This is a genomic window from Maribacter sedimenticola, from assembly GCF_900188415.1.
GTDB lineage: Bacteria > Bacteroidota > Bacteroidia > Flavobacteriales > Flavobacteriaceae > Maribacter > Maribacter sedimenticola.
The window spans coordinates 12,025-25,691 of record NZ_FZNV01000006.1 but is presented as its reverse complement, the minus strand read 5'-3'; the positions used below and the strand labels follow the sequence as shown (position 1 = coordinate 25,691).

General features: G+C 37.4%; 13 protein-coding genes and 2 tRNA genes. 9 read left to right on the top strand and 6 right to left on the bottom strand.

Going from position 1 to position 13,667, the window contains the following annotated elements; all coding sequences use genetic code 11:
* The first annotated feature begins 210 nt into the window (after nt 1–210).
* Nucleotides 211–1,485 carry a ribonucleotide-diphosphate reductase subunit beta gene (locus tag CHB68_RS14680; RefSeq protein WP_089261976.1) on the top strand — a complete coding sequence of 425 codons (1,275 nt, stop codon included), beginning with the start codon at nt 211–213 and terminating at the stop codon, nt 1,483–1,485.
* On the top strand, nt 1,486–3,270 hold the full coding sequence (locus CHB68_RS14675) for a ribonucleoside-diphosphate reductase subunit alpha (protein WP_089261974.1): 1,785 nt from the start codon (nt 1,486–1,488) through the stop codon (nt 3,268–3,270). It begins immediately after the preceding gene.
* Nucleotides 3,271–3,353: 83 nt separating this feature from the next.
* On the opposite strand, the gene CHB68_RS14670 is transcribed toward CHB68_RS14675, so the two are convergent.
* The 3 genes from CHB68_RS14670 to CHB68_RS14660 form a co-directional block, all read right to left on the bottom strand.
* Nucleotides 3,354–3,602, bottom strand: a complete 249-nt coding sequence (locus CHB68_RS14670; protein WP_089261972.1) for a hypothetical protein — start codon at nt 3,600–3,602, stop codon at nt 3,354–3,356.
* A gap of 350 nt (nt 3,603–3,952) precedes the next feature.
* Nucleotides 3,953–4,025: transfer RNA gene (locus CHB68_RS14665), tRNA-Lys, on the bottom strand.
* Nucleotides 4,026–4,122: 97 nt separating this feature from the next.
* A tRNA-Lys gene (locus CHB68_RS14660) sits at nt 4,123–4,198 on the bottom strand.
* Between the two features lie 138 nt (nt 4,199–4,336).
* Between CHB68_RS14660 and CHB68_RS14655 the strand changes: the two genes are divergently transcribed.
* Nucleotides 4,337–4,852, top strand: coding sequence for a shikimate kinase (locus tag CHB68_RS14655; RefSeq protein ID WP_179213211.1), 516 nt, complete (start codon nt 4,337–4,339; stop codon nt 4,850–4,852).
* On the opposite strand, the gene CHB68_RS14650 is transcribed toward CHB68_RS14655, so the two are convergent.
* Together CHB68_RS14650 and CHB68_RS14645 are read right to left on the bottom strand one after the other, a co-directional pair.
* On the bottom strand, nt 4,844–5,341 hold the full coding sequence (locus CHB68_RS14650; protein ID WP_089261970.1) for a phosphoribosyltransferase family protein: 498 nt from the start codon (nt 5,339–5,341) through the stop codon (nt 4,844–4,846). The genes CHB68_RS14655 and CHB68_RS14650 overlap by 9 nt on opposite strands.
* 48 nt (nt 5,342–5,389) lie before the next feature.
* Nucleotides 5,390–5,818 (bottom strand): RNA-binding S4 domain-containing protein, encoded by a 429-nt coding sequence (locus CHB68_RS14645; RefSeq protein WP_089261968.1) that lies wholly within the window; start codon nt 5,816–5,818, stop codon nt 5,390–5,392.
* Nucleotides 5,819–5,894: 76 nt separating this feature from the next.
* Between CHB68_RS14645 and CHB68_RS14640 the strand changes: the two genes are divergently transcribed.
* Entirely contained in the window at nt 5,895–6,872 is a 978-nt protein-coding gene (locus tag CHB68_RS14640) for an FKBP-type peptidyl-prolyl cis-trans isomerase (protein WP_089261966.1), read from the top strand.
* Between the two features lie 70 nt (nt 6,873–6,942).
* Here the strand turns inward: CHB68_RS14640 and CHB68_RS14635 are convergent, their stop codons facing one another.
* Nucleotides 6,943–7,527 carry a porin family protein gene (locus CHB68_RS14635; protein WP_089262208.1) on the bottom strand — a complete coding sequence of 195 codons (585 nt, stop codon included), beginning with the start codon at nt 7,525–7,527 and terminating at the stop codon, nt 6,943–6,945.
* 237 nt (nt 7,528–7,764) lie between these two features.
* Between CHB68_RS14635 and tgt the strand changes: the two genes are divergently transcribed.
* The 5 genes from tgt to dnaB all read left to right on the top strand — a co-directional run bounded on the left by tgt (nt 7,765) and on the right by dnaB (nt 13,584).
* A complete protein-coding gene (gene tgt, locus CHB68_RS14630; protein WP_089261964.1) occupies nt 7,765–8,895 on the top strand; it encodes a tRNA guanosine(34) transglycosylase Tgt in 1,131 nt (376 codons plus the stop codon).
* Nucleotides 8,895–9,977, top strand: coding sequence for an LptF/LptG family permease (locus CHB68_RS14625; protein ID WP_089261962.1), 1,083 nt, complete (start codon nt 8,895–8,897; stop codon nt 9,975–9,977). The genes tgt and CHB68_RS14625 overlap by 1 nt, the downstream gene beginning before the upstream one ends.
* On the top strand, nt 9,964–10,863 hold the full coding sequence (locus CHB68_RS14620) for a DMT family transporter (RefSeq protein ID WP_089261960.1): 900 nt from the start codon (nt 9,964–9,966) through the stop codon (nt 10,861–10,863). The genes CHB68_RS14625 and CHB68_RS14620 overlap by 14 nt, the downstream gene beginning before the upstream one ends.
* Before the next feature lie 50 nt (nt 10,864–10,913).
* Nucleotides 10,914–11,867: an acetyl-CoA carboxylase carboxyltransferase subunit alpha gene (locus tag CHB68_RS14615; protein ID WP_089261958.1), complete on the top strand. Its 954-nt coding sequence runs from the start codon at nt 10,914–10,916 to the stop codon at nt 11,865–11,867.
* 166 nt (nt 11,868–12,033) lie between these two features.
* Nucleotides 12,034–13,584, top strand: a complete 1,551-nt coding sequence (gene dnaB / locus CHB68_RS14610; RefSeq protein WP_089261956.1) for a replicative DNA helicase — start codon at nt 12,034–12,036, stop codon at nt 13,582–13,584.
* Nucleotides 13,585–13,667: the final 83 nt, after the last annotated feature.

The following is a 13,667-nucleotide window of genomic DNA, read 5'->3' as shown; positions in this document are numbered from 1 at the left end:
CAAAAAAACTTCACATCTACAATTTATAGGGCATTGGCTTTCAGTGACTTTTTTTTCAATTAGCTAACAATCTAAAATTCATTGTGTTTGGGCCAATATTAAGAATTTGTTAATAAAGTGTGGAAAACCTAAATCCATTTACTGAAAAATGAGCGAAATATGTTGCGACCTTTACACTTCTCTTAAGTACCAATTCTTATATAATATACAATGACAATTACACATCTTATTAAGCGCGATTCTACCAAGAAAACTTTTCAACTTCACAAAATTACCGATGCCATTTTAAAAGCCATGACTGCTGTTGAGCATGGTGGACCGGGAGATGCGGAAAAGATCGCCAATAGTGTGTATGCGTCACTTTTAGAACGTAAAGCACGTGATGAAGGTTATGTGCCTACCATTGAGGAAGTGCAGGATTTTGTGGAAAACAGGTTAATGGAAAGCGGCTTTTTTGATGTGGCCAAAGCTTATATCCTGTATAGAAATGAACAGGCACAAAAGAGAAAATTAAACATCTTTGAAAAGCGTATTAATTTAAAACCATATGAATATCCTCAGTTATATGAATATGTACCTGCAATTCGTCATTCATATTGGATCCACACGGAATTTAATTTTACCAGTGATATCCAGGATTTTAAGACCGGCCTACAAGATGCGGAAAGAAGCGCCTTAAAGAATACCATGTTGGCTATTTCGCAAATAGAGGTTGCGGTCAAAAGTTTTTGGGGAGATATCTACCATAAAATGCCTAAACCTGAAATTGGTTCTGTTGGGGCAACATTTGCGGAAAGTGAAGTGCGCCATGCAGATGCCTATTCTCACCTACTTGAAATCTTGGGGTTAAACGCCGAGTTCAAGAACTTGAAGAAAAAGCCGGTAATGATGAAGCGTGTGCATTATTTGGAAACCGCTCTGAAAAATTCCAAAAGTTTGGATAATAGAGAGTATGCTGAGTCTGTATTGTTGTTCTCATTGTTCATTGAGCATGTTTCCCTATTCTCACAATTCTTGATCATAATGGCTTTTAATAAGTATAAGAATATGTTCAAGGGTATCTCTAACGTAGTGGAGGCCACCTCAAAGGAGGAACAGATTCATGGAGATTTTGGAATTGATATCATTAAGATCATTAAGGAAGAAAATCCATCTTGGTTCAATGAGGAATACCATAACATGATACAGGATATGTGCCATAAAGCATTTACCGCTGAGAGTGAAGTGGTAGATTGGATTTTTGAAAAAGGTGAATTAGACTTTTTGCCTAAAGCGGTCATTAATGAATTCATAAAAAATCGATTTAACAATTCTCTTAAAAGTATTGGTATCGATAAAATATTTGAGGTCGACGAAAAATTATTGGCCGAAACAGAATGGTTCGATGATGAGATCATTGGTACCAAACATGGCGATTTTTTCGTAAAACGCTCCATCAATTATAGTAAAAGAACCCAAAGTATAACTAGTGACGACCTTTTTTAAATGAACGAATTAAACACTACACCACAGATTAAAGGAACAATTTCAGAAAGCGAACAACTTGTACAGGCAAGAAAAGAAGCACTGAAAAACAGTAAAAAAGAGCCAAAAGGCGGATTTGAATGGCTTACGGACCATAGCTTGAATTTTTTAAATTCCGGTTATTTGACCAAAGGGGTCACGGCAGAACAGCGTATACGCGAAATTGCTGATAGGGCGGAACAATTATTGGGTATGCCCGGTTTCTCAGATAAATTTTATGGCTATATGTCAGAAGGGTTTTTCTCATTGGCATCTCCCGTTTGGTCCAATTTTGGAAAGGAAAGAGGTCTGCCGATCAGTTGTTTTGGATCACATATTGGCGATGATATGGGTAATATTCTATATACCCAATCAGAAGTTGGTATGATGTCCAAACTAGGAGGCGGAACTTCTGGTTATTTCGGTAAAATAAGACACCGTGGCGCAGAAGTAAAAAATAACGGACAAGCATCTGGGGCCGTGCATATCATGCAGCTTTTTGAGTCTATGGTAGATGTTGTAAGCCAAGGCTCGGTCCGTCGGGGTCGATTTTCACCGTACTTGCCTATAGAGCATCCGGATATTAAGGAATTTTTGGAAATAGGGACGGAAGGTAACCCAATTCAAGAACTTACCCATGGTGTTACCGTTACCAATGAGTGGATGCAACAAATGATCGATGGGGATACCGAAAAACGTTCAATATGGGCAAAGGTGTTGCAACGAAGAGGAGAAATGGGGTACCCTTACGTGTTCTTTAGCGATAATGCCAATAATGGTGCTGCAGATGTGTATAAGGACAAGAATTTGCCTATCTACGCAAGTAACCTGTGTACGGAAATCATGTTGCCTTCAAATGATAATTGGTCTTTTGTTTGTGTGTTATCTTCAGTAAACGTATTACATTATGACAAGTGGAAGAATACAGATGCTGTGGAAACTATGGTTTATTTCTTAGATGCCGTTATTACAGAATTCATTGAGAAATTGGAACGTTACCGTGATTCTGATAGTAGAGAGGACAAGCAGACCTTCCTCTTTATGGAACGTGCATATAATTTTGCAAAGGATAACCGTTCCTTGGGTCTTGGTGTTCTAGGATGGCATTCCTTACTTCAATCAAAACGTTTGCCTTTTAACAGCCAAGAAGCCTATAATTTAAATAGTGAGATCTTCAAAAGTATTAAAGAGCGATCGTACAAGGCATCAGAGGAGCTGGCCGTTAAATTTGGTGAGCCAGAAGTGCTTAAAGGTTATGGTAGAAGAAATGCAACCCTGAACGCCATTGCACCAACCACATCATCTGCCTTTATCCTAGGGCAAGTATCGCAAGGTATAGAGCCTATTTGGTCAAATATTTATGTAAAGGACATAGCCAAAGTAAAGACTACCATCAAGAATCCGTTCTTAATGGAGCTTTTAGAGGAAAAGGGCAAAAATACTACAGAAGTATGGCATAGTATCCGTGATCGTGATGGGTCTGTTCAGCATTTGGATTTCCTTTCGGATTTGGAGAAAGATGTATTCAAAACCTATTCAGAGATAGACCAGATGGATATTATATACCAAGCGGCAAATCGTCAGAACCATATTGATCAGGGACAATCCGTGAATATTATTGTACATCCGGACATGCCTGTTAAGGAAATCAATAAAATTCATGTAACGGCCTGGAAACTTGGTCTTAAGTCATTATACTATCAGCATAGTATGAACGCAGCGCAGAAGTTCAAACAAAAGAAAGAATGTGCAAGTTGTGAGGCTTAAATGATTAATCCTATACTATTAATATTAAAAAGGTCGGCTATTACAGCCGACCTTTTTAATTATGTGTTTTTAAGTTTTTTACGCTATGCTGTTGCGTTTTGCGGTGCCCAATGGCTACAAGACATACCAGGGGCTGCCTTTTGCGGGTTGGCACAATCGCTAGATTCGTACCGTACACAGGTTATACAGTTAGTATCGTCCTTTAAAGCGGCCTTCATTTCAAAACTATCGCACGTATAGCTATTGCCTACCTTGACACCATGTACTTTACAGGTGTTGCCTTCCAATAAATTTTCACAATTAATACAGCTATTACCTAATCTTATCGACATAACAAATCATTTTAAATTCTCTCCAATATAAATTTCAGTTGTTTTAGAAACAATTTAAATTGCTGATATTTATGTATTTAAATTTGGATTGTATAAAAATAAGTAAGGTGTAAGCCTTAGGATCGGTATGCGTATTTAATAGTTCTGGTCACTATTTTTAAATAGTTGCTAAAGGATTTTCGTTTCCTATAACCAATAGAGTACAATAACTTTTTAGGTAAGATTATACTATTGTAAACAAGTTTACCTTGTCCGTTGCTAGAGCGCAGATTTTCAAATATCAATGGTAGTAATGTAGCTTGCTGGGTAAAAAAAACCTTTTAAGAAGGTTGCTGTACAGGGAGATAAAGTGACCTGGCTGGGGCTCGAACCCAGGACCCTCTCCTTAAAAGGGAGATGCTCTACCAACTGAGCTACCAGGTCAAAATAAAAAGAACAAAATCATGTATTCCAATTCCAAAAAAAAAGGTCACATGTTGCAATAAAAAAGCCTCTTTTTGTTGAAGAGGCTACTATTTACTGGTGACCTGGCTGGGGCTCGAACCCAGGACCCTCTCCTTAAAAGGGAGATGCTCTACCAACTGAGCTACCAGGTCTAAAACATATCAAGATTATTTCCCTCAATGCGGGTGCAAATATAAGTCGATTACTTTATTATGCAAACCCTTTTCAAGATAAATTCATTTTTTTTTGAAATCCCTTTATTTTAGTTCAATTTTGCGCAAATGGAGAATATGAAAATAGTATTGCTGGGGTATATGGGCAGTGGAAAGACTACCATAGGTAGAATTGTTGCTAACCATTTAGGTATTAAATTTTTAGACTTGGACGAGTATATAGAGGAGCAGGAAAAAATGACCGTTGCAAATATATTCAGAGAACGTGGAGAGCTTTATTTCAGAAAAAAGGAACGTGAATATCTTGCTGATATTTTTTTACGGAAAGATAATTTTGTGCTTTCATTGGGCGGTGGTACACCTTGTTTTGGTGATAATATGCAATTGGTAAACCAGCAAACCAAAAATTCATTTTATTTAAATATCCATATAGACGAACTTACAAATAGGCTAAAGCAGGAAAAGGAGCATAGACCTATAATCGCCCATCTTGCCAATGAAGAAGTGCAAGAGTTTATTGGTAAGCACTTATTTGAGCGTAGCTACTTTTATAACATGGCCCATCAGAAATTAAAGGGCAATCAACGTACACCTTCCGCCTTGGCAGAAGAAATCATTGGTATGTTAGTCTAAATAAACCCGATCGTTCTTGGTTTCAAAATGTACGTTTACATGCTCTTGAAGTGACGTTGATAATGAAATGCCCTTATAATCTGCTTTTACAGGATATTTTTTATGGTTTCTGTTCACGAGAACGGCGGTTTTCAATTGTTTTAATGGGGTTTTTAAAAAATGATGCACCCCGTAGATCAATGTAGTGCCGGAGTTAAGGACATCATCTACAATTACTACGGATTTGTTCATGAATTCCTTTTCATCAATAGAAGTGGATACTCCACTTTGTAAAGGATTCTTTTTATCCATCATTACTTTGCATAGTGTAATTTTGGCCGTCGTTATCTTGCGGAGGGTGGTCGCAATTTTTTTTGCAAAATTTAACCCGCCACCTTCAATGCCGGCAATGATAATTTCTTCTTCAGAAACGTTTGCTTCATAGATCTGATAGGCAATTCGCTCAATTTTATGCTTGATCTGTAAATGGGAGAGTATTGTGTGTTCCATGCAATTTATCTATAAGTAATAAAGATACTATTGTTTTTAAAAGTATTCTTATTCTTCTTCGTCTTTGGGTGTATTTAAGGCTTCTGGTCTTTCTGCGGTATCGCCTAACGCAGGGGCGTCCAAAAACTCATCAATTTCACGCCGGTCTTTCTTGGTGGGCCGTCCTATACCTTTTTTACGGTAATAATCCTTGGAATATTGCAAAAGCTCGTTATGTTCAAAAGCCTCTTTAGGTGTAGTATCCTTACGGTAAATGTCTACCAACTTTGCACCAACCCTGCTTTTAGGAATATCCAGTACGGTAAATTTATAATCTATCTGGTTTTTGCGTACTATAATATCATCCATTGGGTAAACTTCCCTACCAGGCTTAACCGTTTGGCCATTTATTTTGACATGCCCTTTTTTACATGCCGTAGAGGCAATGTTCCTGGTCTTGAAATAACGGGTGCTCCATAAGAATTTATCTATGCGCATGTTGCTACAATTCTTTGTTAACTTCTCAACAAAAATAGGGGAAAATTGTATCTTGCGCGCTTAAATAAGATTTTTGATGAATTTGAAATATGCCTATTTATTAATTGCCGGTTTTTTTGTTATAAGTTCCTGTAAGAAGGATGATGACCCTATTGGGGAAATTGTACCGCCAAGATTACTTAGTGAGGTAGCGGTAGAGGACGATGCAGAAATCATTGAATTTTTAAAAACACATTTCTACAATGAAGAGGAGTTTGAAACTCCGCCAGATGGTTTTGATTACAAAATTAAATTTGACACCATAGCAGGGGATAATGAGGGCAAGGAATCCATTTTTGACAGTAAAAATTTAATTACAGAAACCTTTACCGTGGCATCTTCGGATTTTGGCAGGGATGATGATGAGGTAATGACCGTTAAATTGTATACACTGGTCGTAAGACAGGGAATCAAGGAGGGTAAGCCTACAATTGGTGATAATGTTATTATCCGTTATGAAGGATCGCTGTTGGATGGAACGTTGTTCGATGCATCTACCAACCAACCAACGGTTTTTAACCTGTCTGGGGTTGTAAGGGGATTTGGTAATGGAATGAAAAATTTTCAAACAGGACAGGGACCTATTGAAGTAGGTGATGGTACGGTTACGTATGATGGTTATGGAATTGGTGCCATTTTTATACCTTCTGCCCTAGGTTATTTTGATGATTTACAAAACAGGTTGTCAGTTGCTCCAAAATATAGTCCGTTAGTTTTTAAGATTGATGCTTTTGCCTACGAACCGGATTTTGATTTTGATGGGGATGGAATACCTTCCATTCAAGAAGATCTTAACGGTAACGGAAATTTAAACGACGATAATACGGATGATGATTTGGAAGGTTTAACCGTTTATTTACCAAATTATAATGATTCTGATGATGATAATGATGGTATACCTACTATCGATGAAATAAAGATTAATGGTGTTATCGTGAAAGATGACAAAGGAATTGTGCAATTTCCAGATACGGATAAAGATGGTATTCCTGATCATTTGGACAATGATCTGTAACAGCTCATTATTAAGTACAAAAAAAGCCTCCTAAAATTTTAGGAGGCTTTTTTATGCTTTTAAAATAATTTTATAGCGCCAAGGATAAGCTCAATATCAACTGGTCTGGCCTTGTATCAATTCTACTAGGACCTACATTGGTAATATTGGTATTGATAAAAGAAGCTTCGTTATCGCTAAATCCTCTTTCGTAACGTAGATCAATACCTAGTTTTCCTAGATTTACACCGGCTCCTATATTCATTCCTACGGAAAAGTCATTTTCTACATCATCAATGGTAATTCCGTCAAATTCAGTGTCAAGGATATATTGAAAGGCCGGTCCGGCAAATACATGTAATGGTCCTATAACATTAATGCCCAAAAGTACCGGTACATCTAATTTGCTCATATCAAAATCATTGCCGTCATAATCAGATTTTGTCTTTGTATAGACCAATTCTGGTCTAACATATACTTTAGATGCTCCTATCTTACCGAAAACCCCTAAATGATATCCCACATTTCTATCAGGATTTCTGGCAGCGTCACCGGCAGACTCAAAATAATCGCCGTTTGCACTATAGTTTAAACCTCCCTTTAAACCAAATTCGCCCTGAGCCATTGTATAAAGACCAGAAAGAGCCATAAAAACTATTAAAACTGTTTTTTTCATATTTGTCATTTTTTATAAGGAACCATCAGCAATAACAATACCAAAGGTTCCCTTTCTCGTTATACCATCAAAACGTGCAGGTTATTTCTTTATTGTTTAACAAAGCATTTGGGTTGATCTTCATTTTTTTGAGTTATTAATTATATTTTTTCTATTGCTTTTTAGATGAACATCTTTGGTTTTTATTAAGTTTTTACCACGTGCAGTTCATTATATTTGCACTTATATTTAGACAATTTGAAATTTACATTACACAAAACGGATGCACAATCCAAGGCTAGGGCAGGTACCATGGTAACAGATCATGGTGTTATTGAAACCCCAATATTTATGCCGGTAGGCACCGTTGCCTCTGTAAAAGGGGTGCACCAAAAAGAATTAAGGGAAGAAATCAATCCAGATATTATTCTAGGCAATACCTACCATCTTTTTTTAAGACCCAAAACGGATATATTAAAAAAAGCGGGGGGTCTTCATAAATTTATGGGCTGGGACAGGAATATTTTGACCGATAGCGGGGGCTATCAAGTATATTCATTATCGGCCAATAGAAAGATAAAAGAGGAAGGGGTAAAGTTCAAGTCCCATATAGATGGTTCCATGCATATGTTTACTCCAGAAAATGTGATGGAGATTCAACGTACTATTGGTGCGGATATCATAATGGCCTTTGATGAATGTACCCCTTATCCATGTGAATATAATTATGCCAAGCGCTCCATGCATATGACACATAGGTGGTTGGACCGGTGTATAAAACATTTGGAAAAAACACCTTTTGAGTATGATTACGAACAAACTTTTTTTCCTATTGTACAAGGTTCTACCTATAAGGATTTAAGAAGACAGTCTGCGGAATATATAGCTAATGCAGGAGCACAAGGCAATGCTATTGGCGGGCTATCCGTAGGTGAGCCGGCAGAGGAAATGTACGGAATGACGGAAGTTGTCTGTGAAATTTTGCCAGAAGATAAACCAAGGTATTTAATGGGGGTAGGAACACCGATCAATATTTTGGAGAATATAGCGTTGGGTATAGATATGTTCGACTGTGTTATGCCTACCAGAAACGCTAGAAATGGTATGTTGTTTACTGCTCATGGTACCATTAACATTAAGAATAAGAAATGGGAAGATGATTTTTCTCCCCTTGATGAAATGGGAACCACATTCGTTGACCGTGAGTATTCCAAGGCTTATTTAAGACATTTATTCGCGGCAAATGAATATTTGGGCAAACAAATTGCAACAATACATAACTTAGGGTTCTATATGTGGTTGGTGCGCGAAGCCAGAAGGCATATAATAGAAGGCGATTTTAAAACGTGGAAGGATATGATGGTTAAACAAATGGATAAAAGGCTGTAATGCTTTCAATAATAGATAGATACATATTAAAACGTTACTTGGCGACATTTTCGTTAATGCTGCTCTTGTTCATTCCCATTGGTATTATGGTGAACCTGGCTGAGCAAATTGGCAAGATGATAGACAATGAGGCTCCGCTGAACGAGATTGTAATGTATTATGTAAACTTTACCATTTATATAGGAAACCTATTGTTTCCTATCTTCTTATTTCTGTCCGTTATTTTCTTTACCTCAAAGTTGGCAAACAATACCGAAATTGTGGCCATATTAAGTTCTGGGGTTTCCTATAGTAGATTTTTAAGACCTTATCTAATTGGGGCCTCCTTAATTGCTATTGTAATGTTTTTTATGACAATGTTCATTGTGCCCAATGCAAGTGTAGGGTTCAATGAGTTTAAATATAAATACCTTAAAAAAGGCAAACAAGATCGTGTAACAAACAATATTTTTAATCAGCTCAATGAAACCGATTTTATCTATGTAAGCAGTTTTGACCCTGCCAGGCAATTGGGACACAACTTTACTTTTGAACGTTTTGATGAGAACAATGAGTTGGAGTTCAAGATTTCTGCCGCAAACATAAGATGGGTAGAGAAAGATTCTAATTATAGGTTAACTTCATACAAAAAACGTAAAATTGTTGGCGATACGGCTATTCTGGAAAGTAAACGACGGTTAGATACAATTTTTGCCTTTGATATAGGCGACCTTACTCCGGTATCATATGTGGCGGAAACCAAAAACCTTTTTGAGTTGGATACCTTTATAAAGGACCAAAAAAGAAAGGGAGCTTCAAATATCAATACGTACGTACTTGTAAAGTATAAAAGATGGGCATTGCCACTCACTGCTTTTATTTTAACATTGATAGCGGTGGCGGTATCATCGGTCAAAAGGAGAGGGGGGATGGGTGTTAATTTGGCGTTTGGTATTTTGGTGGCCTTTGTGTTTATCTTTTTTGACAAGGTATTTGGTACCCTTGCAGAGCAATCCGGTTTTTCACCATTACTTGCCGTAACCATACCCAATGTAATATTTGGTTGTTTGGCCTTTTACCTGCTACAAAATGCCAAAAGATAGATTACAAAATCTGCTACATTTACATTTCATTGTATTTATATGGGGGTTTACCGCAATTTTGGGGAAACTTATAACTATAGATTCCCTTCCGTTGGTATGGTCAAGAATGGGGCTTGCTACATTGTTTATTTCCTTATATATCTACTTTTCTAAATTTAACATTAAAGTCTCCAAAAAAACTTTTGTTTGGTTATTGCTTGGTGGTATAGTGGTTGCCTTGCATTGGGTAACCTTTTTTTTGGCCATCAAGGTATCTACTGTATCCGTTGCTTTGGCCATGATGTCTACAGGAGCCTTTTTTACGGCACTTATGGAACCGTTTTGGTATAAACGTAAAATCATAACCTATGAGATATTTTTTGGTCTGTTGGTAATTATTGGGCTCTATTTAATTTTTAAGGTAGAAACACAATATATGTATGGTATGGTTATCGCTTTGATCTCTGCATTTTTAGCCGCGGTATTCTCACTGATCAACGGTAAACTGGTACAAACGCATAAACCTTCTGTGATATCCTTTTATGAACTTGGTATTGGTGTGGTTTTTTTAAGTGTAGTATTGCTTATCAAAGGTGATTTGAATATGTCCCTCGTTCAATTAACCAGCATGGATTGGGTCTATCTGTTAATCCTTGCAATTATTTGCACTGCTTATGCATTTATCGCATCGGTAAAAATTATGCGCGTACTTACCCCGTATACGGTCATGTTGACTACAAATTTGGAACCTGTATACGGTATTTTATTGGCATGGTTCATCTTTGGTACAGAAGAGGAAATGAAACCAATGTTCTATGTTGGGGCTTGTATCATTCTTTTAACGGTCATAGCAAACGGTATTTTAAAACAAAGGGCAAATATTAAAAAAAGGGTACCTAAAATTTAGGTATTAAAGTTTTATCTTTGGCCTGACAACTAATGAAACTTTATTGAAATATGGAATATTTGGATTTTGAGCTTCCTATTAAAGAATTGGAAGAACAATTGGACAAGTGCATGATAATTGGCGAAGAAAGTGATGTAGACGTTACGGAGACTTGCAAACAGATAGAGAAAAAACTTGCTGATACTAGAAAAGAAATTTATAAGAACCTTACTGCTTGGCAACGCGTACAGCTTTCTAGACATCCAAATAGACCTTATACCTTAGATTACATTAAGGCCATTTGTGGAGATACTTTTTTAGAGCTGCATGGCGATCGTAACGTTAAGGACGATAAGGCCATGATCGGTGGTCTTGGAAAAATCAATGATCAAAGTTTTATGTTCATTGGCCAACAAAAAGGGTATAATACAAAAACACGCCAATACCGTAATTTTGGTATGGCCAATCCAGAGGGATATAGAAAGGCCTTAAGGCTAATGAAATCGGCAGAAAAGTTCCAAGTGCCCGTTGTATGTTTTATTGATACTCCTGGTGCTTACCCAGGTATTGAGGCAGAGGAACGCGGACAAGGAGAGGCAATTGCACGCAATATTTTGGAAATGACCCGCCTTAAGGTGCCGATCATTGTAGTGATCATTGGTGAAGGAGCATCTGGAGGAGCATTGGGTATAGGTGTAGGTGATAAGGTACTAATGTTGGAGAATACATGGTATTCCGTAATTTCTCCGGAATCCTGTTCGTCTATTCTATGGAGAAGCTGGGAATATAAGGAAAGAGCTGCCGAAGCCTTGAAGCTGACCGCTACCGATATGAAAAAATTGAAACTGATCGATGAAATTGTAAGGGAACCTGCAGGTGGTGCACATGCAAACAGAGAAAAAACGTTCGAGACCGTAAAAAATAAAATTGCTTCCCATTTTGAGCAATTGCAAAAGTTATCACCAAAAGAATTGGTAAATCAGCGAATGGAAAAATATGCCCAAATGGGTGTTTTCAACGGCTAATCTGCAATTTAGGCAACTTAAAAATATACCGAGGATTTTATTCCTCGGTTTTTTTATCTTATCAACAGAAATTTGTAATTTATTAACAAGCAATTGTTAGTCAACTGTGAACATCGTAATGACGATTTTTAACGTTAACTAAAGGTTAATTGTATATTTTCGTACTATGGAGAACACTAAACCTATTGTGGGTCGCAAGATCGACAAATCTACTATTATTAACCTCGAAAGGGGTAAAATTCCACCGCAAGCTGTTGATTTAGAGGAGGTTGTGCTTGGTGCTATGATGATAGATAAAAAAGGTGTGGATGAAGTAATAGATATTTTACATCCAGATGTTTTTTACAAGGACGCGCACCGTTTTATTTACGAAGCCATCTTTATCCTCTTTGAGGAATCACAACCTGTGGATTTATTAACCGTTTCTTCACAATTGAAGAAAGCAGGTAAATTAGAAGCCTGTGGGGGCGATTTTTATTTGATAAAACTTACCCAAAAAGTAGCTTCTTCCGCCCATATTGAATTTCATGCTCGTATAATTCTACAAAAATTTATACAACGTAGTTTAATTAAAATTTCAGGAGAGATCATTGAAGAGGCCTATGATGAAAGTACAGATGTCTTTAGCCTATTGGATGCTGCGGAATCTAAATTATATGACGTTACCCAGGGAAACTTAAAACGTTCTGCGGAAACCGCCCAGGATTTGGTAATACAGGCCAAAAAACGAATCGAGGAAATTGCCGGAAAAGAGGGTATGAGCGGTATTCCTTCCGGATTTGATAAATTGGATAAACTTACATCAGGTTGGCAACCAAGTGATTTGATCATTGTGGCTGCAAGACCGGGTATGGGTAAAACCGCCTTGACGTTATCAATGGCAAGGAATATGGCAGTGAATTCAAATACACCGGTAGCTTTCTTTTCGTTGGAGATGTCCTCTGTACAGTTGATTACTCGATTGATTTCCTCGGAAACGGGACTTTCATCAGAAAAGCTGAGAACCGGTAAATTGGAAAAACATGAATGGGAGCAATTGAACGTTAAGGTAAAGTCCTTGGAAAAAGCCCCGTTGTTTATTGATGATACACCATCACTTTCTATTTTTGACCTTAGGGCAAAAGCTAGAAGGCTGGCATCACAACATGGTATTAAAATGATCATGATTGATTATTTGCAATTAATGACTGCCGGGGGATCGCAAAAAGGAGGAAACCGTGAACAGGAAATTTCTACCATCTCAAGAAACTTAAAGGCTTTGGCAAAAGAACTTAACGTACCCGTAATTGCTTTGTCTCAGTTGTCCCGTGCAGTGGAAACGCGTGGGGGAAGTAAACGACCAATACTATCGGATTTGAGGGAATCTGGGGCCATTGAACAGGATGCGGATATCGTTTCCTTTATCTATAGGCCGGAATATTATAAAATAGAGGAGTGGGACGATGAGGAACACACCCCAACACAAGGGCAGGCAGAATTTATTGTAGCCAAGCATAGAAATGGTGGTCTGGAAAACATACGACTGAAATTTATTGGTAACCAAGGTAAATTTGATAACCTTGATGATTTTGATTCCCCTTTTGAATTTCAATCAAAAATGAACGCCAATGAGGAAAACCCGTTTATAACCAAAAATTTACCGAGTGCAGATGATGCTTTTGGTAGTAGTATGAACGCTGGTCCAGATTTTGATGAGGATAATGACGTTCCTTTTTAAAAGCGGAAATAACACATGTTAAAAGCCTCTTTAAAAGAGGCTTTTTTATTTTTTGGCAATTGAAGACCTAAATAGAACGTTAT